The sequence below is a fragment of the Pseudomonas sp. ZT5P21 genome (assembly GCF_054897785.1).
In genome coordinates this window covers 1,210,373-1,234,650 of the sequence record NZ_CM142705.1, presented here as the reverse complement: position 1 = coordinate 1,234,650, position 24,278 = coordinate 1,210,373, and the positions used below count along the sequence as shown (strand labels likewise).

Below are 24,278 nucleotides of genomic sequence, written 5' to 3'. Positions count from 1 at the left end.
CAAACAACGTCAGCCCAAAACCCCCAACGCCTTCGCCCGCGCCACCGCCTGTGTACGCCGCTCAACCCCAAGCTTGCTGTTGATATGACTGGCATGGGTTTTAACCGTGTGCAGGGAAATGAACAGCTGATCGCTGATTTCTTGGTTTGAGCAGCCTTGGGCAATGAGTTTCAGAACCGACAGTTCGCGGGAGCTGAGCTGTTCGCAGGCTTGCGAGGGCTCTGGAGCAATACGCGCTGCGACAATGGGGAGCCGTTCTGAAAGGCTCTGCGAAACCGCCGCTTTCGCACAGTTCTGCAGTTGCTCGCGAAGCCAGTCGGGGTACTTGCTCAACAAGCCATCAAAAGGCTGCAGCACGCCGCCGCTGGCCACTTCCAGGGACTGAGCGAAGGCTTTCCGGGCTTCAGGCTCACGGTTGTGTGCAAGGAGCAATTCTGTTTTCTGCGTCAGAGCCATCACACTGAGCAACTGCCGACCGGTTTGCTGACCATGCTCAAGTAACGCATTCAATCGCCCCTCGGCCCGCATCGGCTGCACTTGAATGACCTCCAGCAAGGCCTGTTGCAACTCAATATGCAGCGGCAGTTGCGGATGAAATTCCGGGGGCGCTGCCGGCTGTTCGCCGTTGTAGGTCTGGCCCAGTCGCGCGAGCCAGGCTTCCGCCAGATCGGTACGCCCCTGAGCCAGCCAGAGTTCGCATTTGACCAGGGTGATCATCGCCAGATAGTAGATCGGCGGTACGTCCCAGATGTGCATCAGTCGCTCGGCTTCAGCGAGTTCGGCGAAGGCCTTGGCGAATTCGCCGCTGCTGCCTTCAAGCCTGGCGATCACGCAATGGCCGATCAGTACGCTGATGTCGCGACAGGCGCGGGCTTCAGTCAATCCCGCCTGCAAGCGCACCCGCGCCGCCTGCGGCTGCAGACGCAGGGCCAGCAGGAATCCCTCGTACAAGGTCAGCCGGGCGCGTACGGCATAGAGCCGTTGCGGCGACAATCCGTGCAGCCGTTGCAGCCCCTGGCGGACTTCATCCAGTGAGCGCAGGATCTCTCCTCGCGCCTGCAACACTCGTGCTCGGTCGTAATGAGCCAACGCTTCGAACAATGGATTGCCCACCCGTTGCGCCAGCTCCAGAGAATCACGGTTCAGGCCGCGAGCCCGCCATAAGTCGCCGTCGGCAATGGCCAGGTTGGACAGGGTTGAAAGGCACATCAACCGCTGGCCGTAACGCTTGGACGGAAGACTCTCCAGCGCTTCAGTGCAATACAGCAGCGTCAACTCGCGATTGCCGCGACCGCGGGCGATGATGCCGCTCAAGGCCAGCCATTGCGCGAGCATGGACTTCTGCGCGGTGGCCGACGGCGCCGGCAGGAAGCGGCTCAGGTGACTGGCCAGCTCCTCGGCGGCATCCAGCTGACAGGCCAGTCCCAACGCCCAGCTGTAGAGCACGATCAACCGTGGCGTGCTGATCAGCAGGCTGTCGGGCAAGTCCATTTTCCAGCGCAGCAACATGCCGATGTTCTGTTCGGCCAGCAGTTGTTCTTCGGAAAGGTTCTGTACCAGGTTCGCCGCCACGTCCAGGTGCCCGGCGCGCAACGCCTGCTCCACCGCTTCATCGAGCAGGCCCTGAGCATTGAACCAGCGACAGGCGCGCAGGTGCAGGCTGGCCGTTGGCACTATCACCTGACGGGTAGGCCGGGTGCGCAGCAGGTCGGAAAACAGATGGTGATAACGATACCAGTGGCCGTGTTCGTCCAGCGGCACCAGGAACACTTGATGCGCGAGCAGAAACCCCAGGATCTCGGCACTGTCATGCGCCTCGCGAACGGCGTCGCACAGCTCGCTGCAAAAACGGTCCTGAGGCGCTGTGTCATACAGAAATGACTGCACCTCGGCAGGCAGGCAATCGATGACTTCTTCGAGCAGGTAATCGCGAATCAGCCCTTCCCCGCCGTGCAGGGACTGGGGCAATGCGCCTTCGGAGCCGGCTTCGGAAGCCGCCAACAGCCAGAAACGCAGGCCGGCGACCCAGCCTTCGCTGCGCTGGATCAGGCTCTCCAGCGCTTCTCCACGCAAGGACGTGCTGTGTCGATCGAGCAGCGTCAAGGCTTCGTCGTGGGTCAGGCGCAGATCCTGCTCATGCAACTCGAGCAATTGCCGTGACAGGCGCAGACGTGCCAGATGCCAGTCCGGACGCTGGCGACTGGTGACCATCACCAGCAAGCCGTCGGGAAGATGATTGAGGAAGAATTGCAGGCAACGATCGAGCACCGGGCCCTGGGCCAGATGGTAGTCATCGAGTACCAGCAGCAGTGGCGCCGTCGGCAACACATGCACGGCCAGTTCGTCGAGCAAGCCGTCCAGCCATTCTTCGAAGGCAAACGGCTGATGCCGCTGACGCATTTTCAACAGGCCCAGTGACTGCCTGCCCAACTGCGGAAAAAAATCCTGAAGGCCTTCGAGCAACCGCTCGAGAAAACGGCCGGGGTCGTTGTCTCGCGGACTCAGCCCCAGCCACAGACTTTGCCAGTGAGCCGGCAGCCCCTGACAGAACTCCACTGCCAGCGAACTCTTGCCGAACCCCGCTGGCGCGCTGACCAGCAACAGCCTGCCCCCGAGACCGGCACTCAAGCGCTCGCATAAACGAGGCCGCAGTACGTGTCCGTCGGGCAGCGGTGGCCGAAAGAAACGACCGTCCAGTGTCGCGACGGCAATGTTTGCAGGGCCCGGGAGTGGGGACAGATCAGTCATGGCCGGCTCTTGTTTGAATTGCTGTTGGCGGCGTTGCAGATGTCCGCAGACTAGCGGTAAACGAAGAGGTAATGAAGGTTATTGCTACAAATGGCTACAAAAAGTCTACGAACAAAAAAACGCCCCGAACCAGTCGGGGCGTTTTTGAGGATGCGGCCTCTGTTCCGTGCAGGTTAACGAACCCCCTCCTGACGCAACGCAGCCGGGGTAAAGTCGCTCGTGCTAGCAGTGAAGCCGAAGTCATACGCCGATTTTTCTTCGTTCTTCATCCCCAGCGCCAGGTAACGACCCGATTGCAGGTCGTACAAGGCTTCCAGGGTGTACCACGGCACTTGAACGTTGTAGTAATTCTGGGAGTGAGCTTCCGCCACACGCCACAGTTGATTGCGACCGTCATAGTGATCGATCACAGCCGCTTGCCAGGTGTCTTCGTCGATGTAGAAATCACGTTTGGCGTAGATGTGACGCTGACCTTCTTTCAGGGTTGCGACCACATGCCAGACCCGACGCAGTTCATAGCGAGCCAGGTCCTGGTTGATGTGACCTGCCTTGATGATGTCGTCGTACTTCTTTTGCGGCGAGTCGAGCTGGTAGCTGTTGGCAGCGATGTAGATCTCTTTCTTGCCTTCGAGCTTCCAGTCGTAGCGATCCGGTGCACCGTTGTACATGTCCAGGTTGTCGGAGGTACGCAGGCCATCGGCAGCGGTACCCGGCCCGTCATAGGACACTTGCGGTGCACGACGCACACGACGCTGACCGGCGTTGTAGACCCACGCCGAACGCGGCTCCTTCACCTGGTCGAGGGTTTCGTGCACCAGCAGCACACCACCGGCCAGACGTGCCGGCGCGGTCACTTTCTGCTTGAAGTAGAACAGGATATTGCCCGGGTTCGCCGGATCGTAATCCTTCATCTTGTCGCGGAACACGAACTGGTCCTGGAAGTACACCAGGCTGTACGAGCCGTTCGGCTGCGGCGTGGCCTGGGTGATAAGACGGGTCACGCTACCACCGCGATAGCGGGTGATGTGGTTCCAGATGACTTCGACGCCGGTTTTTGGAATCGGGAACGGAACGGCGGTTTCGAAGTTTTCCAGACCGTTGCCGCCGGACACCAGGTTAGTGCTGGTGGCGTTCTTCTTGATGGAGGCGAACACCGCATCCGGCACGGTAGCGCCGCGATGGGAGGGGTAAACCGGCATCTTGAAGGTTTCCGGGTAGCGCTTGAACATCGCGTACTGGCCCGGAGCAAGCTTGTCCTTGTACTGGTCGACGTTCTGCGCCGTGATGGTGAACAGCGGTTTTTCACTGGCGTACGGGTCGGACAGGAAACCTTTGCCGTCGACGTTGCCGGCGTTTTTTGCGATTGGCTTCCAGGCCGGAATCGAACCGTCAGCATTGCCCGCCATCTCGGCGCCCATTGGCGTCAGGCTCTTGCCCAGCTTGTCCGCTTCGGCCGCAGGGACCGCCGCCATGACGCTGGTTGCCAGCAGCGTAAGCCCCAGAAATCCAGCGTGGAACAGACTCTTGGTTGTTTTCATAGGTGTGTTCGTCCTGAATATGCAGTGCTTAGAAGTTCACGCCGAAGCTGAGCGCAACGAAATCGCGATCATCCACGGTTGTGTACTTGCCGTCGAAGAAGTTGGTGTACGCCAAGGACGCTGTGTAGGTGTTCTGGTACTCGGCATCGACACCCAGGCTGACCGCTTTGCGACCTTCCTCGAAGTTGCCGCCAGGGCCAGGCGAATAACCTTCAACGTCATGGGACCAGGCTACGTTCGGCTTGAGGTTCACGCCGGCGAACACGTCGTTGTATTCCCAGATGGCACGACCGCGATAACCCCAGGAGTTGGCCGTAGTGAAACCTTCGTCTTCGCAGTAGCGATTGACGTTGTTTTGTGGTCCACCCGCCAGGGTGCCGCTGTTCAATGTCTGGCACTGACCACCTGGCAATGGACCAGGGCCGTAGCTCGGGTCACGACCGTAACGCGCTTTCGACGTACTTTCCAGCCCGCCAACATGGGTCCAGCCCACCTCGCCAACCAGGGTCAGTCGCTCCGCGCCCATCACTTGGTCGAAGAAGTGAGTGAGGGTCGTCTGCAGCTGCGTCACTTCCTTGCGGCGATAGCCATGTTGATCCGCCCCCGGACGTCCTTGAAGTACGGAAACGTTAGGGTTCAGCGGCGTCAGGCCAGAGAAAAGGATGTCGGTGGTGTTGAGTTGTACCGGCGCATTCGGACGGTAGCTGACTTCACCGCTCCACGCGGTACCGGTTGGCAATGTGGTGGAGAAACTCAGGCCATACAGGCGGATATCTTCCGGGTACTCGACGAAGTAGCTGGAGTTACCCGCCACCTGCAACGGCAGCAACGTCGGAGCCAGGCCCGCCGCGACACCGGCCGGAATACCAGCGCCTATCAGGGAGCCCACCAGGCCCGCCGCGCTGTAGGCGCTCGCCGGACCACCCTTGCCGCTGAAGATTGGCGCACGGCTATGGTAGTTCATGAAATAGCCACCGAATTCGGTGTCCAGCGGTTCGAACATGTACTTGAAGGACACGCCAAACTGGCCGCTGTCACGTGCATCGCGATCCGGTCCGCGACGAACGATGACGCCTTCGTCCGGGTCGCCCCAGCTTACGCCCCGAGCAGCCAGGGTGTTGATCGCCCTGGTTCGCAGCGCGGCCGGCAGTCCAGCGCCCGCCAGCGCGCTGTTGAGGCCGTTACGGGTACGCAGCACGGCCAGGTTGTTGTCGCAGCCATCCGAGATCACGTCCGGTTGCGAGAAGAACGTGCCGCAGTTGTCGGTAACGGTCTGGTCCCATTCCAATTGATAGAAGGCTTCCGTCGAGAGGTTCTCGGTGAGGCTCTGGGACACGTAGAACATGTTGACCGGGATCAGGCCTTCCTTGATCTCGGCACCTGGACGACGAAACGCGGAAACGTCGATCGGGTTGATCGAGTTGATGCCGCCGCCGATGAATGTACTCTCGCCCCAGCTGACCACTTGCTTGCCCAGACGCACGGAACCCGGCTGATCGGCAATCGCGTAGTTGTGGTAGACGAAGGCGTCGAGGATCTGCCCGCCGGAGGACTTGGCGCCTTCCTTGCGGTTGCTGTCGCTGATGTCCTTGAACAGACGGTCTTCGTCCTTGAGTTCGAAGTCATACCAGTATTTGCCCCGGACGAAGATGCCGGTGTCGCCGTATTTCAATTCAAGGTCATGGATGCCCTTGAAGATCTTCGAGAAGGTTTCCCCGCTCTTGAAGTTCAAGTGGCCGTCATCAGAGGTCTGGGACAGACCGCGGCCACCGTTGTTGACGCCGATGAGGTTCTTGTTGGCACTCTCAGTGGACCAACTGGCACCGATCGACAGGGATGAATCGAACTGACCTTCGATTTCACCAACGTTGAAACTGACGCCGAATGCGGGCCCGGCGAGCGTAGAGGCAAGACTGACGGCCAGAGGCAGTTTTGCCCGGCGCCAGAACTGGTTTACTGATGTCATCGACGCTACTCCATGTGCATTATTGTTATGGCAGTGAGTCCTTTTAAAAACGCTGTGGTTGACTGAGAGCCAAGGCTTCCCGAAGTCACGCCAAAGTTGCATCGCCCCGTTTTGTGCGTTTGCCCCGTTCTTAAAAATCCTTGAGCGGACTATAGCCAGCAGGTAGTACTGCTTGATCCCTCTAAAGTGTGATTTGCAGCTGCCAGCCACTCTGGAACAGTCCTTTCGCCAAGCCGACACCTGTCGGCACGGGAAGGATGGCTGAAAATTCGGATTTGACAAGCCAAGCGCTTGCTTGGTGGGGCTGGCGTGCCTTTTCAGGCACGCCGCAAGACACTTAAAGCGTCGAGAGGAAGGTGCTGTTGTTGGCTTGCCACTCGGTGATGTCGACGCGAATCCGCTTCTTGTCGAGCTTGCCGACACTGGTCTTGGGAATTTCAGTAACAAGGGCGATCTGGCTGGGGATGGCCCACTTGCTCAGGTGCCCCAGCTCGACAAACGGCTTGAGGTGTTCCTTGAGTTCCTTGGCCCCGATTACATGGCCCTCGCGGATTACCAGCAGTGCAAATGGCCGCTCGCCCCATTGCGGATCGGCGATGCCCACCACTGCTACTTCGCGTACCGCAGGGTGGCGGCTGATCAGGTCTTCGAGGTCCAGGGAGGAAATCCACTCGCCGCCAGTCTTGATCACGTCCTTGATCCGGTCGCGAATGTCGATCACGCCCATGCTGTCCAGTGTCGCCACGTCACCGGTGTGCAACCAGCCGCCGGCCCAGAGCTCGGCGCCCTTCTGCGGCTCATTGAAATAACCTTCGGTGAGCCACGGCGCACGCAACACCAGCTCGCCCTGGGTCTCGCCATCGGCGGGCAGGAAATTGCCGTCGGTGTCGACAATCGCCGCTTCCACCAGCGGCCCCGGCACGCCGGCCTTGATTCGATACGTGGTGCGTTCGTCTTCGGTGCCCGCCATCAACTCATCGTTGAGGTGCGCACACGAGATCAGTGGCCCGGTTTCCGACATGCCGTAGGCGGCCGTCAGCTGAATGCCATTGGCTTTGGCGGCTTCGTACAACGAACGGTTCAACGCACTGCCGCCAATGACAATTTTCCAGCCACCGAAGTCCGTGCCTTGCGCAGCCTTGGCGTTGAGGACCATTTGCAGGATCGTCGGCACGCAGTGTGAAAAGGTGACCTTTTCCTTGCGCCACAGCTCCACCAGATATTCCGGGTCGTAGCGACCGGGATAGACCTGCTTGAGCCCGAGCATGGTGGCCACATACGGCAAGCCCCAGGCGTGCACATGGAACATCGGAGTGATCGGCATGTACACGTCGTTGGTGCCCAGCAGTCGCACGCTGTCGATGGCGCCCATGATCGTCGACACGCCCATGGTGTGCAGCACCAGTTGCCGGTGGGTGAAATACACGCCTTTGGGATTGCCGGTGGTGCCGGTGGTGTAGAACGTGGTCGCGACCGAATTCTCGTCAAAGTCCTGGAAGTCGTATTGCGTACTCGCGGCCGCCAGCAACTGCTCGTACTCGCCGACGAGGTTCGGCAAGTCGGCGGTTTTTTCCGGCAGGTCGGTCAGCAGCAGGGTTTTCTCCACTGAGGTCAGGTGCCCGGAAATCGCGTTGTACAGCCCGACGAACTCGCTGTTGACCAGCACGAAGCGGTCCTCGGCGTGGTTCATGGTGTAGAGAATCTGTTCCGGCGACAGGCGCACGTTGATGGTGTGGATCACCGCGCCGATCATCGGGATGGCGAACATGCATTCCAGATAACGATGGCTGTCCCAGTCCATCACCGCCACGGTATCGCCGGCCTTGACGCCCGCCGCCGTGAGTACGTTGGCCAGGCGTGCGACCCTCTCGATCAGGGTTGGATAGCTGTATCGCAACTGATCACGGTAGATGATCTCGCGGGTTTTCTCATAGCGCGCGCCGGACATCAGCAGCCGTTTGATCAACAGCGGGTACTGATAAGCGCCTTCGGCTGGGGGGATAACGCGAGTCTGCAACATAAGAATCCCTTTTCTGACTGCACGGTCGTGACTGAAAGTAAGCACTCTAGTGACCTTCAACGCCAGCCAAATCAGCCAAAGGGATGATTTGCAACATTCAGCAAATGCTAGCGTTGCGCCAGCATTCGTAGGGACTGCCGCAGACTGCGATCTTTGATCCTGGCTCGACTGAGAACGCCAAAAGATCGCAGCCTGCGGCAGCTCCTACCTCGATCAATGCATTTCGGTGAATGCGAGTTTTACGCCGATGGCGATCAGCACGGCGCCCATGGTCCGGTCGAACCAGTGGCCCATGCGGGCGAAACCGGCGCGCACACGCTGCTGACTGAACAGCATCGCCACCAGGCAGAACCAGACGGCGGTAGCCGCTGCGAGGTAAATCCCGTAACCCGCCTGCACTGCCAGCGGTGTGTGCGGATTAATCACCACGGTAAACAACGACAGGAAGAACAGCGTGGCTTTCGGGTTCAGACCGTTAGTCACGAAACCCGAGGTGAAGGCGCCTCGAGCGGTGCGCTCGCCGGCTACCTTGTGCAGATCGTCAGCCGCAGGTGGGACCGGTTGCGCACGCAGGGCCTTGAAGCCGATGTACAGCAGGTAAGCGGCGGCGGCCCACTTCAAGGCGTTGAACAGCACGATCGACTGGGACACGATCAGGCCGATGCCGAGCAGCGAATAGCCGACGTGCAGGAAAATCGCCGTACCGACGCCCAGCGCGGTCCAGGTGCCAGCGCGACGACCGTGGGTCACGCTCTCACGCACCACCACCGCAAAGTCCGGGCCGGGGCTGGCGACGGCCAGCAAATGAATGAAGGCGACGGTCAAGAACTCTGTCCAGTACATGGGGGCTCCTCTGGGGCTGATCAGTCGAATTAAAGGCTGCATCTCCCCTGTGGGAGCGGGCTTGCTCGCGAAGGCGGTGTGTCAGACAACGGAAATGTTGAATGTTAAACCGCTTTCGCGAGCAAGCCCGCTCCCACAGGTTCGGCGTCTGGCCTGGCCGTAAGTAACGATTTGTTTCATCTGGTAGGCTCCGCAGATTACGCCTTCCATTCAATGCACAAAAGGTACAGTTGATGACGACCCCTCGCCGCGCCGTTTTCCTCGACCATCCATCGCTGGACCTTGGCGATCTCGACCTCAGCCCCTTGCGTGCTTGCTTCGACGATTTGCAGCTATTCGCGCAGACCACGCCCGAACAGGTCATCGACCGTCTCAAGGGCGCCACCGTCGCCATCACCAACAAAATCCTGATCGACGCCGCGGCCATTGCCGCCAGCCCCGAGCTGAAGCTAATCCTGATCACCGCCACCGGCACCAACAACGTCGACCTCGCCGCCGCCCGCGCCCATGGCATTACTGTGTGCAACTGCCAGGGTTATGGCACGCCATCGGTGGCGCAGCACACGATCATGTTGCTGCTCAACCTGGCGACGCGCCTCGCCGATTATCAGAAAGCCGTCGGCGAAGGTCGCTGGCAACAAGCGAAACAGTTCTGCCTGCTGGACTACCCGATCGTCGAACTGGAAGGCAAAACCCTGGGCTTGCTCGGTCACGGCGAGTTGGGGGGCGCGGTTGCACGACTGGCGGAAGCCTTCGGCATGCGCGTGCTGCTCGGGCAGATTCCGGGACGTCCTGCCCGGCCGGACCGTATGCCGCTACATGAGTTGCTGCCGCAGATCGATGCGCTGACCCTGCATTGCCCGCTCAACGAACATACTCGTCACTTCATCGGTGCCCGCGAACTGGCGTCGATGAAACCGGGCGCCTTCGTGGTTAACACCGCCCGTGGTGGCTTGATCGACGAACAGGCGCTGGCCGAGGACTTGCGCAACGGCCACCTGGGTGGCGCCGCCACCGATGTGCTGAGCGTCGAACCGCCGACCGGCGGCAACCCGTTACTCGCCGCCGACATTCCACGATTGATCGTCACGCCGCACAACGCGTGGGGCAGTCGCGAGGCGCGGCAGCGGATCGTTGGCCAATTGACCGAAAACGCTCAGGGCTACTTCAGCGGTAAAGCGCAGCGGGTCGTCAGTTGATAGACTGCGGCACTTTTTTTCAGGGAGCAGAGTATGGATCCGCGCAGTGAAGTACTGCTTCGTCAGGCCGAGTTGTTCCAGGGTTCGGTGCTGCTGGCCGGTTTGCCCGCCGATGATTTGCTGGGGCGTCTGCCCGACGCCCATGGCTGGTGCTGGCACGCCGGCGACCAGGCCGCGCTGGACGCTCGCTTCGCCGAGCGCAGCCATTTCGGCGTGACCGCGCCCGAGCGCGAGTTCGATACCGCTGTGGTTTTTCTGCCCAAGTCCAAGGACCTCACCGACTACATCCTCAACGCCCTCGCCTCGCGACTGGCTGGTCGTGAACTGTATCTGGTGGGTGAAAAACGCAGCGGCATCGAAGGCGCGGCCAAGCAGCTCAACCCGTTCGGCAAACCGCGCAAGCTCGACAGCGCGCGTCACTGCCAGCTCTGGCTGGTCACCGTGGCCAATGCACCCGAAGCCAAGTCGCTGGAAAGCCTGGCCCAGACCTACGAATTGCCACTGGCCGAAGGTCCGCTGAAAGTCATCAGCCTGCCCGGTGTGTTCAGCCACGGTCGCCTGGATCGCGGCAGTGCGTTGCTGCTTGAGCATCTGGACAAACTGCCGAGCGGTCATTTGCTGGACTTCGGCTGCGGCGCGGGCGTGTTGGGCGCCGCGGTCAAGCGTCGTTATCCGCACAATCAGGTCACACTGCTCGACGTGGATGCTTTTGCGGCCGCCAGCAGTCGCTTGACCCTGGCCGCCAACGGCCTGGAAGCAGACGTGATTACCGGTGACGGCATCGATGCGGCGCCGATGGGTTTGAGTGCGATTCTGAGCAACCCGCCGTTCCATGTCGGTGTACACACAGACTATTTCGCCACGGAGAACTTGCTGCGAAAAGCAGCCAAACATCTGAAAAACGGCGGCGAACTACGTCTGGTCGCGAACAGCTTCCTGAAGTACCAGCCGTTGATCGAAGAGCACCTCGGGGTGTGCGCGATCAAGGCTGAAGGGCAGGGTTTCAGGATCTACCGGGCCAAGCGCGGCTGAAACTTCTTTTAAAAAAGAGGCTTGCCCAATCGGATTTGCTTAGGCAGAATCCGCTCCGTCCTAGGGGAGTAGTCTCCCACGAGCGCCATGCTCGTCCGGCATACGTCAACATACTTGGTCCTCAGACCATGGCGTATGCGACCCACGCGACCGCATCAGACGGATCGCCAGGGTTTGACAAGACCTATGACACGAACACCTTACCCGGGGCGGGAAGGCTGTACGTGTCATAGCCGTGTCGACCCGCCCCTTAGGAAAACCCTGATGCTGGATTCACTTCTCGTTCCCACCGCAATCGTTGCCTTGGCCGAAATCGGCGACAAGACGCAATTGCTCGCGCTCATTCTCGCTGCCCGTTTTCGCAAACCATGGCCGATCATCGCCGGCATCGTCGCCGCAACCCTGGCCAACCATGCGGCAGCCGGTGCGGTAGGCGCCTGGGTCGGCAGTTTCTTCTCGGATACGACGTTACACTGGATTCTCGCCGCGAGCTTCGCCGCGACGGCGTTGTGGACCCTGGTGCCGGACAAGATGGATGACGACGAAGCCAGCACCGCCCGCAAGTTCGGGCCGTTCCTGACCACGCTGATCGCGTTCTTCCTCGCGGAAATCGGCGACAAGACCCAGATCGCGACAGTAATGCTTGCTGCGCAATACCCGGAACTGTGGCTGGTGATCATCGGCACCACCGTGGGCATGTTGATTGCCAACGTGCCGGTGGTGTTGGCGGGTAACTTTGCGGCGGACAAACTGCCCCTGACGTTGATCCGTCGCCTCGCAGCATCGGCGTTCTTCGTCCTGGCGATTGTCGCGGTGTACAAGGCGATGCAGAGCAGCGGGTGGGTTTGACGCGGTTAGTCAGTAATACCGTGTAATCGTTCTTCGCGAGCAAGCCCGCTCCCACATTTTGACCGCATTTCAATGTGGGAGCGGGCTTGCTCGCGAAGGCGTCATTAGCCTCAACACATGACAATCAGGATTTCGGCGCTTTCTCGTACAACGGCATCACCTTCGGAATCGCCGCCTGCAACGAAGCAATCCGACTGCTCGACGCAGGGTGAGTGCTCATGAACTCCGGCGGCGAACCTTCCGAGGCCTTACTCATCTTGTTCCACAAGGTGATCGCGGCGTTCGGGTTGTACCCGGCGCGGGCCGCCAGCTCCAGGCCGATCAGGTCAGCCTCGTTTTCGTTGGCGCGGCTGTTCGGCAGGGTCATGCCATAGTTGGCCACGGTGTCCGCCAGGGCGAGGCTGTCCTGGCCCAGACCGAACAAGGCACCGGCGCCCTGCTTGGCCATTTCGATACCGTACGCCTTGGACATCGCTTCACGACCGTGCTCGCGCAGGGCGTGGGCAATTTCATGACCCATGATCGCGGCGATTTCATCGTCGGTGAGTTTCAGGCTGTCAATCAGTCCGGTGTAGAAAATGATCTTGCCGCCAGGCCCGCAGTTGGCGTTGAGCTCGTCACTCTTGATCAGGTTGACTTCCCATTTCCACTGGGCCGAATCAGGACGAAAAATCGGCGCCTGGGCAATCAGTCGATTAGCGATCGTCTGGACGCGCTTGGCATCGTTGCTGGTCTTGTCCAGCACGCCTTTGCTGGTCGCCTCGCCAACCGTCTTTTGATAAGACTGGGCATACATCTGGTTGACTTCGTCCGTGGATAACATGCTGAACATGTACTGTTTGCGCTCCACGCCCACGGCGCCGCCGCTGGTGGTGTTGACCGATTGACAACCGGCGAGTAACAGACCCGCGCTCAGTGCACACAAAACCAATCGCTTGCTCATCAAAAAACTCCCTGAAAACATGCCGGGTATCCTAGGCGGGGAAATGTATCGGCGCCAGATACAACAGACATTCAGACGCATATTTCGGACAAAGCTCTCATTGCCATAGAAAAAAATTCACATAACTTCCCCCGCCACGGCCGGTATCCGCCCGCAATGATTCATTTGCGACATCGAACACTCCAAAACAGCCATTTCGCACCACCCCGCTCATGCCCATCACCCCCTCTGCCGATACACCACCGCAGATGTCCTCTTGCGTGCGGAGCACCCATGAAATTCAAGTCGATCCAGTTTTCCGTGGCGGCCCTGGCCGGTGCCATTGTTTTAAGCGTCGTGGCGGCGCTGGTGCTGTACGCGCTGTTTTCCGGTGCACGCACTCAAGACATGGTTCAAGAGCGGACGCAGGCGCAATTCGAGCAAGTCATCGAACAGCGCCTCACGTCTCTGGCGCAAACCCAGGTCAGTCAGATCCAGCGCGAACTTGAAGCACCCCTGCTGATTGCCGGCGGACTGGTGCGGGTCAACGCCTTGATCGGCACGCCGGGCGCCGACGGTCAGCCGCAACTGAGCTTGAGCCGTGAGCAATTGATCAGCCTGATCAAGGAAAACGTCGCCAAGAACCCGAAGATCCTCGGCACCTACATCGGCTGGGAAAAAAACGCCCTCGACCACAACGACGCGGCCTACGTCGACACTCAGGTGGCGGGCATCGACGCCAGCAACGGGCGCTTCCTGCCGTGGTGGTTCCGCAATGAGGACGGCAGCCTGGGCCTGGACAAACTGGTGGACGTCGACGACCAGAAAACCCTGTCCACCGGAGTGCGCGCCAGCGAATACTACTTGTGCTCGAAAGAAACCAAAAAATCCTGCGTGATCGATCCGGCCCCCTACAAGGTCGGCGACAAGATCGTCATGCTCGCCTCCTTTATTGAACCGATCATGCTCGACGGCGCCTTCCAGGGCATCGTCGGCGCGGACCTGTCGGTGAACTTCATTCAGGAAATGCTCCTGGGCGCGAACCAGAAGTTGTACAGCGGCTCGGGCGTCATGGCCCTGATTGGCGGAAATGGCCGGATCGTGGCCTATACCAAGGACCCGAGCAAATTCGGCGAGAAGGTCAGTGACATCCTCGACAGCCAACAGATCGCCAACATGGCCAATCTCAAGCGCGGCGAAGTGACCTACACCGTCGACAAGGCCAAGGGCCGGATCGAGTTGTACCTGCCGTTCGGCATCGGCCAGACCGACGCTCGCTGGACACTGATGCTGCAGCTGCCGCTGAACGCAGTGATGGCCGACCTGCAAAAACTTCAGGGCGATCTCGATGCGCAACGCAAATCCGACACCTTCGGCATGGCCATGGTCGGTTTGCTGATCGCCGGTATCGGCTTGCTGGTGATCTGGCTGGTGGGCCACGGCATTGCCCGGCCGCTCAAGCAGATGGTCGCCATGCTCGACGACATTGCCAAAGGTGAAGGCGACCTGACTCGCCGCCTGACCAGCGATCGCGCCGACGAACTGGGCTCGATCGCCAAAGGGTTCAACACCTTCCTGGCCAAGTTGCAGGCGATGATCACTCAGGTCGTGACGTCGGTGCAGAGCGTCAGCGATTCGTCGGAACACACCGCTGATATCGCGATTCGCACCAACATTGGCGTGCAGAAGCAAATGGTCGAGATCGATCAGGTCGCCACGGCGGTGCATGAAATGACCGCCACCGCCCAGGACGTGGCGCGCAACGCGACCCAGGCGGCGCAAGCGGCCAGCCATGCGGATCAGGCGGCGGCTCAGGGCAAACAGATCGTGCGGGATACGTCGAATTCGATCGGTGTACTGGCAGTGGAAATCGGCAAGGCGGTGAGCGTTGTGCAAACCCTGGCCAAGGACAGCGAGAACATCAACGCGATCCTCACCGCCATTCGCGGTATCGCGGAACAGACCAACCTGCTGGCCTTGAACGCCGCGATTGAAGCGGCACGCGCCGGTGAACAGGGCCGTGGTTTTGCGGTGGTAGCCGATGAAGTGCGTAACCTGGCGCAGAAGACCCAGAAGGCCACTGAAGAAATCCAGACCATGATCCAGCATCTGCAACAAGGCACGCGCGATGTGGTGCGGGTGATGGAGGACAGCCAGAGCCGTACCGATGAAAGCGTGCAACAGGCGGCGAAAGCGGCCGAAGCGCTGGATGCGATCACTCAGGCAGTGTCGGTGATCAATGACATGAACACCCAGATTGCCAGTGCGGCCGAGGAACAGAGCGCGGTGGCGGATGACATCAACCGTAACGTGATCAACATCGGGCAAGTGGCCAATGAGGTGGCGGGTGGGGCAGATGAGTCGAGCGCGGCGAGTGCGGATCTAACCAAGCTGGCCGAGCAGCAGCGGCGGTTGATCAATCAGTTCAAGGTTTAAGGATTGCCGGAAGGTCTTGCGGACCTTATCGCGAGCAAGCTCGCTCCCACAGGTATTGTGAACGCCGCAAATCCCTGTGGGAGCGAGCTTGCTCGCGATGGCGTCAATCCAGGCAGCACATCAACCCGGGGTCAAACACTCCGGTCCATTGAGCTTCGGATCATTCACCAGATTCGCCAACACCCGCTCGCGCAGCGCCGCGGGCTCACTGGCCAGCAACCCCTGCAACACATGCAACGGCGTCTCGGGATCAAGCCACGCCGCCTGCCCCGCCGCATCCAGTATCAACGGCCGACGCTGGCTCGCCGCCGGCTGGGTAATCACTGCCGTGCTCAACCACACCTGTTCCTGCACCGGATAGGCTTCCCAGATCGCCGCAAAAAACAGCGTCGAGCCCTCCCCCGGCGTCAGCCAATACGGTCGCTTGCGGGTGGTGCCGCGCCATTCGTAAAAACCGTTGGCCGGCAGCAGGCACCGGCGCTCGCGCAGTGCCTGACGGAACATCGGTTGCTCGGCCACGGTTTCGGCCCGGGCATGGGCCGGCGTGCGGGACAGATCGGTCAGCCACGGCGGCGTCAAACCCCAACGTGCGCGGGCCAGTTCACGCTGGCCGTCAACGCCGGCACGCAGCATCAATACCGAATCGTTCGGGGAAATATTCCACTGGGCCTGCTGATCGACGGGAAAGCCAGGCAAGGCCGCGAAGGCGGGGTTCCAGCGAAACAGGGCATAACGTCCACACATGGGGCAACACGACTCTTGATAAAACGAACGTCAGCCTAACAGACCAGCGTGCCGGGAAAGCTTTCCGGTTCATCACCGGGCAACGGCAGCGCGGCATTGTACGCGTTGATCAACTCCCGGGCGTATTCGGCCTGGTCGTTATCCACCGACAAGCCAAGCAGGCCGAAGATCGGCAATTCGCCAGTGCCGCCAAGTAAATCACGCCCGACCAGATGCGCCTCGATGCCCTCGCTGGCGAGCATGCCTTGCAGCAGCTCGCCTTCCATCAGGTTTTCCGGTTCGTAGATTCGCTGCATAGATGCCCCTCACTCGTTTTCACTGAAAACTTCGAGATGCCATTCCTCTCCATGGACCTGCAACACGAAGGTAATCGGCCGACAACACACCTGACAGTCCTCGATATAGGTCTGATCACCCCCTGACAGATCGACAGACGTCTCAACCTCTTCCCCACAATACGGACATTCATACTGCGCAGTTTCCAGCATCGCGGTCTCCAGGGTGACTTGTGCGTATAATCGCCGGTCTATTTGCAGGGCTATTTTTGTCTGGCGGACTTTTCAGACCGTGCCCCGTTGGTTTTCGATCAAAACCTTTACTTACCCTAGCCGTTTCCAACAAGAGAGCATGATGGGCGAATTCGATGCCATCCGACCTTACGACGACAGCGAAGTCCCAGCGGTGCTGGCACGCTTGCTCGGCGACAAGGCGTTTCTAGATATCCTCACCCACTTCCGCTTCCCGCGTTTCGCCGGTGCCTTCGGCTGGATGCTTAAACCTCTTATAGCTCATCGGTTGCGCCGTGAGTTCGCCGGTATCAATTCGGTGGCCACGCTGCAGGACAAAGTCGAGTATTACGTCGACCACACCATCGAACGCGCCACGGACGGTGTGACGTACACCGGCGTCGAGCAGTTCAAGTCCGGCAGCGCCTACCTGTTCATCGCCAACCACCGCGACATCGTAATGGACCCGGCCTTCGTCAACTATGCCGTGTACCACGCCGGCCTGCCGACACCGCGCATCGCGATTGGTGACAACCTGCTGCAGAAACCCTTCGTCAGCGACCTGATGCGCCTGAACAAAAGCTTCATCGTGCACCGCTCGATTACCGGTCGCCGGGAAAAAATGGCGGCTTATCAACTGTTGTCGGCCTACATCAACCACTCGATCCGCAACGATTGCGCCTCGATCTGGATCGCTCAGGCCGAAGGCCGGGCGAAGGACGGCGACGACCGCACCGAGTCGGCGATCCTCAAGATGTTCCACATGAGCCGCAAGGACGAGCCATTCGGCGAAGTCATCCGCTCGCTGAACGTCACCCCGGTATCGATCAGCTACGAGTACGATCCGTGCGACCAGGCCAAGGCACGCGAGCTCTACATTCGTGCCACCACCGGCAGCTACACCAAAGTGCCGGGCGAGGACGATGTGAGCATCGCCAAGGGCATCACCGGCTACAAGGGCCGCGTCCACGTGAACTTCGCCGCGCCGATCACCCAGCTGTTCGAAGACACCAAGCAATTGGCGATCGAGATGGACAGGCAGATCCTCGGCGGTTACCGCTTGTTCCCGGTGCACTACCTGGCGTATGCGCAGTGGAAAGACGCCGATCCGCAGCTGCAGGTGCCCAAAGCGGCTGAAGTGTTTGCGGCTGACGAACTGGCCAAGGCCCAGGAAGAATGGCAACAGCGTCTGGACGCATGCCCTGAAGAGCATCGTCCGTTTCTGGTGCTGCAATACGCCACGCCGGTTCGCAATCAGTACCGGGTGAAGGCGCGATTGCCGCTGTAAAGTTTTTTGGCTGGATACGACAACGGCGCCTTGTGGCGAGGGAGCTTGCTCCCGCTGGACTGCGCAGCAGTCCCCTTTCTTATTGACAAAAAGGGGGCCGCTTCGCGGCCCAGCGGGAGCAAGCTCCCTCGCCACAGGTTTTACATTAGAGGTTCAAACGCGAGTGCTGATCCACGACACCAGCAATGCCAATCCCAGGCAAGCAGAACCGAGACGATAGAAAAACCGGTTCATACGCAAGGTTTCCCAATCCAGCACGGGCTCTTCACTGGGACGGCTCTGTCGCTGCGCTGCCAGACTGGGCTGCGCGCCCGAAACCCCTACCCGCCGCTTTACAACAAATAACTCACCATTTGGCAGATTCCTGTCTTGCGTCACGGCTTCGTCATCTGAATACGCCAGTCTCTCGCCCCATCAAAACAGACACGGAAACCGTCATGCTTCACGCCGAAAACCAGGATCGCCTCTACCTCATCGCGCAAAGCGACGAACAACAAGCCTTGGTTGGCAGTCTTGCCTTCAACGTCCAGGATCGTCATTGGCTGGTGTATTGCGCACTGGGCGGGCATCAACATGCGGATTTGCCGGAGGCGGATTTGCTGACGGGTGTGAGTGTGCTTGAGTTTTATTCCGAAGCCGCCTGACACCCACACCCTGTAGGAGCGAGCTCGCTCGCGAAAAACGTAAAGGCACCGCGTTTATTCAGGTTGCACGCGTCATCGTTCACGTCCTTCGCGAGCAAGCTCGCTCCTACAGGGCTCGCATTATTCGCCGAGGATCTGACCAATCGTCGGGTCCTTGAACAGACGCGTCAACGCGTCGCTCAACACATCGCTGACCAGCTTGGTGTTGGTTTCCTGATTCGGCGCCATGCCGAAACGCTGATCAAGCGACGCACCGTAACGGCCGCTGTAGCGGCGATTGGCGTTCTGTACGTCGGAGCGGAAGGTCGCGCCGATGGTCGCTTCAGTCACGTACATGCCCTCTTTGGGCGACTGGTACTTCAGCTCGTCCAGGGTCACGGTCAATTGCGGTGCATTCAGCGCATTGGACGTCGGGGTAAAGCCCAGCAGGCGCACGGCCGCTTCGGCCTGGGCCTGCAACTTCGGCAGGATCTGCGCGCCCTGCACCGTGATCGCACTGGTCTCCGGATACAGACCGCCACGGGTACCCAGGGTTGGCGACCGACGACCGTCCACCACACGCACCACCACTGGCTGACCATGGCCGACCGGCGCCAGCTGAGTCGTCAGCTTCGGCTCCGGGTTCAGTTGCTGCGGGCTGTGGGCGCAACCAACCAGGGTCAAACTGGTCACAGTGATCAAACCGAACAACAGGCGTTGCAACATGCTCTTCTCTCCAGAATCAGGCACAAACAGGCCGGCAGTATAGCGGTGCGCCATCGTCGCGAACTAGCACCTCGCAGTGAATACTGAAATGTCTGACAAACCCTTGGGAAACCGGTTCCTGTCACACAGATGTCACCGCCCATACACTTGTATGTCACGGCGCTCTGACATCCTTCACGGCAGTCACCCCTTCAAGGTACTTTGCCATGCGCCACCTGATCTCGCTGTTCGCGCCACGCCCATTGCATCGCTGCTTCGCCTTGCTCGACCGCAACGGTCATTGCCAGGCGTTCAAGCAGTGCAGCCTGCAGCCGATGGGCGATGGCTGGGTCGAAATCGAAGAAATCCGCCTCAACTGGCTGCACCATCCCTTGCCCGCCAGTGCCCGTGTCAGCCAGCCCCAACCGCGCGCGCGGGCGCAACAGCTGTTGGCCACCTGACCAGACGCCTAATAAAAGTCATTAAACACGTCCTTTTCCCTGCATTTCTTAGATACAATCTCCCCCCGATTATAAGGACGTCTCCTGATCGGGCCTCGCAGCATCGTCAATGCTTCGGTATTGGCACCCCGCACCGCCCACAGAGAGCCGCCCACACAGATCGAGTGAAGCTGGCGCGCTTGCTGTTCCCTGAGCAAAACCCCCACTTTTCGCGAATCTGCAGAGCTGTCATTACGCTCGGTCACTGAGTTGTTTGCCCGTTTTGCCTGTCATGTACCCCATGACGGCAATCCTTCCGGGCACGGTGCCAGGCTGGGGCAGCCCTTTTTTGAGGTTCACGTCTTCAAAAGAGCGTGAAAAAAACGGGTTTTCACAACTTCACAAGAGTGTGGCGAGCAAATGAATAGTTTTGCGTCTGAACATGCACCATTAGCGTCTGAAACAGCCCAACGACACAGGACCGAGTATTCCTCGAACACCGGAGCCTGAAGCCTGTCCGCTACGGATTTGGTTGCACAAACGGATGTCTCGACCATAAGTCGAATTGCCAGTCGCGCGTTGAAATGAGTTCATAGACCTCATTGACCCGGCCGGTAGCGTCCGTCGAAGTTGCGATAAATTGCGAAGATTCGGACATGGCGACACTGCCATGGGTACCTGGGGCATCACTGACTCGCCCCGGAACGCCTGGCAGCCATGCCGACAATTTGGTGCTGCAGATTTTGGAGACGCGTTAAATGGCGCATAACGAAGCAGTCGACGTAGTACTGGTTGGGGCCGGCATCATGAGTGCCACCCTGGCGGTACTGCTCAAAGAGCTCGACCCCGCGATCAAGCTGGAAGTCGTCGAGCTGATGGATTCCGGTGCCGCGGAGAGTTCCAACCCGTGGAACAACGCCGGTACCGGTCACGCCGGGCTGTGTGAGCTCAATTACACGCCACAGGCCGCCGACGGCACCGTCGACATCAAGAAAGCCGTGCACATCAACACCCAGTTCGAGGTGTCGAAGCAGTTCTGGTCGTACCTGACCAAAAAAGGCACCTTCGGCTCGTGCAAGACCTTCATCAGCCCGGTGCCACACCTGAGTTTCGTGCAGGGCGACAGCGGAGTCTCCTTCCTGAAGGAACGCTTCAACGTGCTGAGCAAGCACCACGCCTTCTCCGACATGGAATACACCGAAGACAAGGCAAAAATGGCTGACTGGATGCCGTTGATGATGCCTGGTCGTCCCGCTGACGAAGTCATCGCCGCGACCCGCGTGATGAACGGCACCGACGTCAACTTCGGCGCCCTGACCAACCAGTTGCTCAAGCACTTGACCAGCGCACCCGATGCCCAGGTCAAGTACTGCAAGCGCGTGACCGGCCTGAAGCGTAACAATGGCGGCTGGACCGTCAGCATCAAGGACGTCAACAGCGGCAACTCCCGTGAAGTCGACGCCAAGTTCGTCTTCCTCGGGGCGGGCGGCGCGGCATTGCCGTTGCTGCAAGCGTCGGGCATTGAAGAAAGCAAAGGCTTCGGTGGTTTCCCGATCAGTGGCCAGTGGTTGCGTTGCGACAACCCTGAAGTGGTCAAGCATCACCAGGCCAAGGTGTACAGCCAGGCTGCCGTGGGTTCGCCGCCGATGTCCGTGCCGCACCTGGACACCCGCGTGGTCGATGGCAAGAAGTCCCTGCTGTTCGGACCTTACGCCGGCTTCACCACCAAGTTCCTCAAGCACGGCTCCTTCATGGACCTGCCGATGTCGGTTCGCGCCGGCAACATCGGCCCGATGCTGGCGGTGGCGAAAAACAACATGGACCTGACCAAATACCTGGTCAGCGAAGTGATGCAGTCGATGGAGCAACGCCTGGATTCCCTGCGTCGTTTCTACCCTGAAGCGAAAGCCGAAGACTGGCGCCTGGAAGTGGCCGGCCAACGGGTGCAGATCATCAAGAAAGACCCGAAAAAGGGCGGCGTTCTGCAGTTCGGCACCGAACTGGTCGCGGCCAAAGACGGTTCCCTTGCTGCACTGCTCGGCGCTTCGCCAGGCGCTTCGGTGACCGTTTCGATCATGCTGGAGCTGATCGAGAAATGCTTCCCGGCCAAAGCGTCCGGCGAGTGGGCTGGCAAACTGGCGGAAATCTTCCCGGCTCGGGAAAAGGTCCTGGAAACCGATGCTGCGCTGTATCGCAAGATCAACACGCAGAACAACATCGCGCTGGAACTGGTTGAAGAAAGCAGCGAGACCCCAAGCTACGCTTGATCGTCGCGCATAAAAACGCCCCGTTCTCACTGAGAGCGGGGCGTTTTTTTTTGGCCGGTGAAACAGTTAGCCCCAAGATATTCGGTGTTGGTTACACCGCTTTCGCGAGCAAGCCCGCTCCCACATTAAACCGCGATCTAATGTGGGAGCGGGCTTGCTCGCGAAGGGGCCGGCACAAACACCAACCAAGTCGGGCCAATAACCGGTGTATGTGTGCCTGATGCTAGCCGCGAGCCTTGTCGATCAGCTCGATGTACTCGGCCGCGTTGCGCTGATCCTTGATCAACGCGACGAAGTCATTGCCGTGCTCATCCTTGCCATTCAAATCCAGACCGGCTTCAACAAAGAACGTCAGAAAACGCTCGAAGTCGTCGATGCGCAGGCCACGGTAAGCCTTGATCAGTTTGTGCAGGGACGGCGAAGTGGCGTCGACCGGTTCGAAATCGAGAAACAATTTGATCTGCTCATCGCCGATCTCGTCACCAATCACTTGCTTCTTATCTTTACGCATTGCCGACTCCAGCTCGCAGACATTTCACGGGCGGGCAGTTTACCTCTCACTGGCCGACGGGCTCAACGCGGACGAACGGCCCCGGTGTGCAGGTCAGCCCAGACATGGCCGTTGGCGTAGCTGAGAAACTGGCAGTACACCGTGTCATTGCGCAACAAGTCGATCACCACGCGGTACTGCGCCATCGGATAAAACAGCGTCAGGGTTTTACTCTTGTCGTCGTAGATCGGCTTTTTCAGGCTTTTGCTTTCGCCATCGAAGTTGACCAGCACCTGACTGATGGTCGCGCCCTTGTTCAAGGATTTGCCCTTGAGGCGGATCAGCAGCGGAGACGTCACCGGGATCGGTTGCTGTGTGGACTGGCGCTGACTGCCGACCACTATCGAATATTCGGTGACCTGCAGCTGAATAAACGCCGCGCGAATCCCCGAAGCGGCGGACGCCATCCAGTTGGTTTGTGGGGTGAACGGCTCATCCCATTGCTCCCGTTCATGACTGTGATCGGCCAGAGATGCGTGGGTCTGTGCATAACCGTGCAGGTCGTCGACGAAGCGATAGAGCAACTCATACGCGGTATGAAAATCGAGCTGCTCGGCGTCGCTCGGATCGCTTTCCTGAAAGCGCCCCCGCAAGCTGCGAACCCTTGCCGGCAGCCCTTCCTTGTAAGCGCTCAGAGCAATCACCAGACGTGCCGCATCAGGGCTGGTCAACGCACGACCACTGAACCCGTCGAGCACTTCGGCAAGGTCCTGCAAACCCGGTTTGATGGCGGCCACCACATGATTCGCAGCACTCTCGCGCAACCGCTCCAGCAACTGGTGCAAAGCGTTGAAGCGCGTGGTGATGCCCATGAACTCGCTGTTCAGGCGACTCAGCCGACCGTTGCGCCGGCGCATGTGCGGGTCTTCGAACACGGTGACGCTGCGCAGGCCTTCGAGGCCGACCGCTTCGGCGATGAAGCGCACGTTGCTCGCTTCGAACCCGTCCCGTTTGCTACGACCGCGCAAACCATCGGTGACGAACAGCGCGAACACGCCGAAGCGCTGATACAAGGCGTTGCGCATCGCGGCGCTGGCGGTTTGCGGCAGGATCGCGGCGCTGACCAGCGTGGCGCAAAGAATCCCCAGGGAGATTTCCAACACGCGCCAGACCGCCGCCATGAATGCGCCGTCCGGATGCGCTAAAGCGGGTAGCCCGACCATCGCCGCCGTGTAGCCGGCCAGTACAAAACCATACGCCCGGAAGTTGCGATACCGCGCCGCGCCCGCCGAACAGATGCCTACCCAGATCGCCAGCGAGCCGAGGAACAGTTCCGTGTTCTGCGCGAACAAGGCGATCAGCGCGACCATCACTGCCGACCCGGTCAACGTGCCGAGAAAGCGGTAGAAACTCTTGGCAAACACCTGACCGCTTTGCGGCTGCATGACGATGAACACAGTGATCATCGCTGTGCGCGGCTGCGGCAACTCCAGACGCATCGCCAGCCACAGGGTCAGGAAGCCCGCGAACAACACCTTGAAAATGTAGACCCAGGTCACGCCATCGCTGCGTGCCCAGTCAAAGAAACCCCGGCGCCAATCAAGGGAATACAGCCAGCGCAAAGGTGCGGGCAAGGGAGTCATGAAATTTTGCTCATTGGTC

The 24,278-nt window shown here is 59.8% G+C and carries 19 protein-coding genes, 3 pseudogenes and 1 riboswitch; of the genes and pseudogenes, 9 read left to right on the top strand and 13 right to left on the bottom strand.

Annotated features, from left to right (window positions below; all coding sequences use genetic code 11):
- Positions 1 to 9 precede the first annotated feature (9 nt).
- From ACYZT9_RS05640 to ACYZT9_RS05620, 5 genes are all read right to left on the bottom strand, one after another.
- Entirely contained in the window at positions 10 to 2,748 is a 2,739-nt protein-coding gene (locus tag ACYZT9_RS05640; protein ID WP_462008931.1) for a LuxR C-terminal-related transcriptional regulator, read from the bottom strand.
- Positions 2,749 to 2,921: 173 nt separating this feature from the next.
- A complete protein-coding gene (locus ACYZT9_RS05635) occupies positions 2,922 to 4,286 on the bottom strand; it encodes a DUF1329 domain-containing protein (RefSeq protein WP_462008930.1) in 1,365 nt (454 codons plus the stop codon).
- Between the two features lie 28 nt (positions 4,287 to 4,314).
- Complete coding sequence (locus ACYZT9_RS05630; protein ID WP_462008929.1) at positions 4,315 to 6,252, bottom strand: DUF1302 domain-containing protein; 1,938 nt, start codon at positions 6,250 to 6,252, stop codon at positions 4,315 to 4,317.
- Between the two features lie 337 nt (positions 6,253 to 6,589).
- The gene (locus ACYZT9_RS05625; protein ID WP_462008928.1) at positions 6,590 to 8,272 is read right to left on the bottom strand and encodes a fatty acid--CoA ligase; all 1,683 of its coding nucleotides are present in this window, start codon (positions 8,270 to 8,272) and stop codon (positions 6,590 to 6,592) included.
- 213 nt (positions 8,273 to 8,485) lie between these two features.
- Entirely contained in the window at positions 8,486 to 9,115 is a 630-nt protein-coding gene (locus ACYZT9_RS05620; protein WP_462008927.1) for a LysE family translocator, read from the bottom strand.
- 233 nt (positions 9,116 to 9,348) lie between these two features.
- On the opposite strand from ACYZT9_RS05620, the gene ACYZT9_RS05615 reads away from it, so the two are divergent.
- The 3 genes from ACYZT9_RS05615 to ACYZT9_RS05605 all read left to right on the top strand — a co-directional run bounded on the left by ACYZT9_RS05615 (position 9,349) and on the right by ACYZT9_RS05605 (position 12,195).
- On the top strand, positions 9,349 to 10,314 hold the full coding sequence (locus tag ACYZT9_RS05615) for a 2-hydroxyacid dehydrogenase (protein WP_462008926.1): 966 nt from the start codon (positions 9,349 to 9,351) through the stop codon (positions 10,312 to 10,314).
- 33 nt (positions 10,315 to 10,347) lie between these two features.
- Positions 10,348 to 11,346, top strand: coding sequence for a methyltransferase (locus ACYZT9_RS05610; RefSeq protein WP_462008925.1), 999 nt, complete (start codon positions 10,348 to 10,350; stop codon positions 11,344 to 11,346).
- A gap of 50 nt (positions 11,347 to 11,396) precedes the next feature.
- Positions 11,397 to 11,522, top strand: a riboswitch (yybP-ykoY riboswitch).
- An 88-nt stretch (positions 11,523 to 11,610) separates the two neighbouring features.
- Positions 11,611 to 12,195 (top strand): TMEM165/GDT1 family protein, encoded by a 585-nt coding sequence (locus tag ACYZT9_RS05605; protein ID WP_462008924.1) that lies wholly within the window; start codon positions 11,611 to 11,613, stop codon positions 12,193 to 12,195.
- A gap of 124 nt (positions 12,196 to 12,319) precedes the next feature.
- On the opposite strand, the gene ACYZT9_RS05600 is transcribed toward ACYZT9_RS05605, so the two are convergent.
- On the bottom strand, positions 12,320 to 13,138 hold the full coding sequence (locus ACYZT9_RS05600) for a M48 family metallopeptidase (protein ID WP_462008923.1): 819 nt from the start codon (positions 13,136 to 13,138) through the stop codon (positions 12,320 to 12,322).
- Positions 13,139 to 13,294: 156 nt separating this feature from the next.
- On the opposite strand from ACYZT9_RS05600, the pseudogene ACYZT9_RS05595 reads away from it, so the two are divergent.
- Positions 13,295 to 14,698: pseudogene (locus ACYZT9_RS05595) on the top strand (methyl-accepting chemotaxis protein); the annotation flags it as partial.
- 12 nt (positions 14,699 to 14,710) lie between these two features.
- Positions 14,711 to 15,553: a methyl-accepting chemotaxis protein gene (locus tag ACYZT9_RS05590; RefSeq protein ID WP_462010158.1), complete on the top strand. Its 843-nt coding sequence runs from the start codon at positions 14,711 to 14,713 to the stop codon at positions 15,551 to 15,553.
- Between the two features lie 120 nt (positions 15,554 to 15,673).
- Here the strand turns inward: ACYZT9_RS05590 and ACYZT9_RS05585 are convergent, their stop codons facing one another.
- From ACYZT9_RS05585 to ACYZT9_RS05575, 3 genes are read right to left on the bottom strand one after another with little or no spacing between them, the layout of a single operon-like run.
- Complete coding sequence (locus ACYZT9_RS05585; protein WP_462008922.1) at positions 15,674 to 16,297, bottom strand: SOS response-associated peptidase; 624 nt, start codon at positions 16,295 to 16,297, stop codon at positions 15,674 to 15,676.
- A gap of 35 nt (positions 16,298 to 16,332) precedes the next feature.
- Positions 16,333 to 16,593 carry a putative signal transducing protein gene (locus ACYZT9_RS05580; RefSeq protein ID WP_462008921.1) on the bottom strand — a complete coding sequence of 87 codons (261 nt, stop codon included), beginning with the start codon at positions 16,591 to 16,593 and terminating at the stop codon, positions 16,333 to 16,335.
- 9 nt (positions 16,594 to 16,602) lie between these two features.
- Entirely contained in the window at positions 16,603 to 16,785 is a 183-nt protein-coding gene (locus tag ACYZT9_RS05575) for a CPXCG motif-containing cysteine-rich protein (RefSeq protein WP_283181630.1), read from the bottom strand.
- 139 nt (positions 16,786 to 16,924) lie between these two features.
- Between ACYZT9_RS05575 and ACYZT9_RS05570 the strand changes: the two genes are divergently transcribed.
- A complete protein-coding gene (locus ACYZT9_RS05570) occupies positions 16,925 to 18,091 on the top strand; it encodes a 1-acyl-sn-glycerol-3-phosphate acyltransferase (RefSeq protein ID WP_462008920.1) in 1,167 nt (388 codons plus the stop codon).
- A gap of 153 nt (positions 18,092 to 18,244) precedes the next feature.
- Here the strand turns inward: ACYZT9_RS05570 and ACYZT9_RS05565 are convergent.
- Positions 18,245 to 18,400, bottom strand: a pseudogene (locus ACYZT9_RS05565) (hypothetical protein); the annotation flags it as partial.
- Between the two features lie 128 nt (positions 18,401 to 18,528).
- Between ACYZT9_RS05565 and ACYZT9_RS05560 the strand changes: the two are divergent.
- Positions 18,529 to 18,735, top strand: a complete 207-nt coding sequence (locus ACYZT9_RS05560) for a hypothetical protein (RefSeq protein ID WP_462008919.1) — start codon at positions 18,529 to 18,531, stop codon at positions 18,733 to 18,735.
- 120 nt (positions 18,736 to 18,855) lie between these two features.
- On the opposite strand, the gene ACYZT9_RS05555 is transcribed toward ACYZT9_RS05560, so the two are convergent.
- Positions 18,856 to 19,440, bottom strand: a complete 585-nt coding sequence (locus ACYZT9_RS05555) for a YajG family lipoprotein (protein WP_462008918.1) — start codon at positions 19,438 to 19,440, stop codon at positions 18,856 to 18,858.
- Between the two features lie 206 nt (positions 19,441 to 19,646).
- On the opposite strand from ACYZT9_RS05555, the gene ACYZT9_RS05550 reads away from it, so the two are divergent.
- Both ACYZT9_RS05550 and mqo read left to right on the top strand, forming a co-directional pair.
- Positions 19,647 to 19,880 carry a hypothetical protein gene (locus ACYZT9_RS05550; RefSeq protein ID WP_462008917.1) on the top strand — a complete coding sequence of 78 codons (234 nt, stop codon included), beginning with the start codon at positions 19,647 to 19,649 and terminating at the stop codon, positions 19,878 to 19,880.
- A gap of 737 nt (positions 19,881 to 20,617) precedes the next feature.
- Positions 20,618 to 22,126, top strand: a complete 1,509-nt coding sequence (gene mqo, locus ACYZT9_RS05545; protein ID WP_462008916.1) for a malate dehydrogenase (quinone) — start codon at positions 20,618 to 20,620, stop codon at positions 22,124 to 22,126.
- 223 nt (positions 22,127 to 22,349) lie between these two features.
- Here the strand turns inward: mqo and ACYZT9_RS05540 are convergent, their stop codons facing one another.
- Positions 22,350 to 22,637, bottom strand: coding sequence for a PA4642 family protein (locus ACYZT9_RS05540; RefSeq protein WP_462008915.1), 288 nt, complete (start codon positions 22,635 to 22,637; stop codon positions 22,350 to 22,352).
- Between the two features lie 320 nt (positions 22,638 to 22,957).
- Positions 22,958 to 24,259, bottom strand: a pseudogene (locus ACYZT9_RS05535) (FUSC family protein); the annotation flags it as partial.
- Positions 24,260 to 24,278 lie beyond the last annotated feature (19 nt).

Coding starts and splice junctions, on each gene's coding strand:
- ACYZT9_RS05610 (WP_462008925.1), top strand. CDS start 10,348: ATGGATCCGCGCAGTGAAGTACTGCTTCGTCAGGCCGAGTTGTTCCAG.
- ACYZT9_RS05575 (WP_283181630.1), bottom strand. CDS start 16,785: ATGCTGGAAACTGCGCAGTATGAATGTCCGTATTGTGGGGAAGAGGTT.
- mqo (WP_462008916.1), top strand. CDS start 20,618: ATGGCGCATAACGAAGCAGTCGACGTAGTACTGGTTGGGGCCGGCATC.
- ACYZT9_RS05590 (WP_462010158.1), top strand. CDS start 14,711: ATGATCACTCAGGTCGTGACGTCGGTGCAGAGCGTCAGCGATTCGTCG.
- ACYZT9_RS05560 (WP_462008919.1), top strand. CDS start 18,529: ATGCTTCACGCCGAAAACCAGGATCGCCTCTACCTCATCGCGCAAAGC.
- ACYZT9_RS05555 (WP_462008918.1), bottom strand. CDS start 19,440: ATGTTGCAACGCCTGTTGTTCGGTTTGATCACTGTGACCAGTTTGACC.
- ACYZT9_RS05570 (WP_462008920.1), top strand. CDS start 16,925: ATGATGGGCGAATTCGATGCCATCCGACCTTACGACGACAGCGAAGTC.
- ACYZT9_RS05625 (WP_462008928.1), bottom strand. CDS start 8,272: ATGTTGCAGACTCGCGTTATCCCCCCAGCCGAAGGCGCTTATCAGTAC.
- ACYZT9_RS05585 (WP_462008922.1), bottom strand. CDS start 16,297: ATGTGTGGACGTTATGCCCTGTTTCGCTGGAACCCCGCCTTCGCGGCC.
- ACYZT9_RS05635 (WP_462008930.1), bottom strand. CDS start 4,286: ATGAAAACAACCAAGAGTCTGTTCCACGCTGGATTTCTGGGGCTTACG.
- ACYZT9_RS05605 (WP_462008924.1), top strand. CDS start 11,611: ATGCTGGATTCACTTCTCGTTCCCACCGCAATCGTTGCCTTGGCCGAA.
- ACYZT9_RS05640 (WP_462008931.1), bottom strand. CDS start 2,748: ATGACTGATCTGTCCCCACTCCCGGGCCCTGCAAACATTGCCGTCGCG.
- ACYZT9_RS05615 (WP_462008926.1), top strand. CDS start 9,349: ATGACGACCCCTCGCCGCGCCGTTTTCCTCGACCATCCATCGCTGGAC.
- ACYZT9_RS05600 (WP_462008923.1), bottom strand. CDS start 13,138: ATGAGCAAGCGATTGGTTTTGTGTGCACTGAGCGCGGGTCTGTTACTC.
- ACYZT9_RS05540 (WP_462008915.1), bottom strand. CDS start 22,637: ATGCGTAAAGATAAGAAGCAAGTGATTGGTGACGAGATCGGCGATGAG.
- ACYZT9_RS05630 (WP_462008929.1), bottom strand. CDS start 6,252: ATGACATCAGTAAACCAGTTCTGGCGCCGGGCAAAACTGCCTCTGGCC.
- ACYZT9_RS05620 (WP_462008927.1), bottom strand. CDS start 9,115: ATGTACTGGACAGAGTTCTTGACCGTCGCCTTCATTCATTTGCTGGCC.
- ACYZT9_RS05580 (WP_462008921.1), bottom strand. CDS start 16,593: ATGCAGCGAATCTACGAACCGGAAAACCTGATGGAAGGCGAGCTGCTG.
- ACYZT9_RS05550 (WP_462008917.1), top strand. CDS start 19,647: ATGCGCCACCTGATCTCGCTGTTCGCGCCACGCCCATTGCATCGCTGC.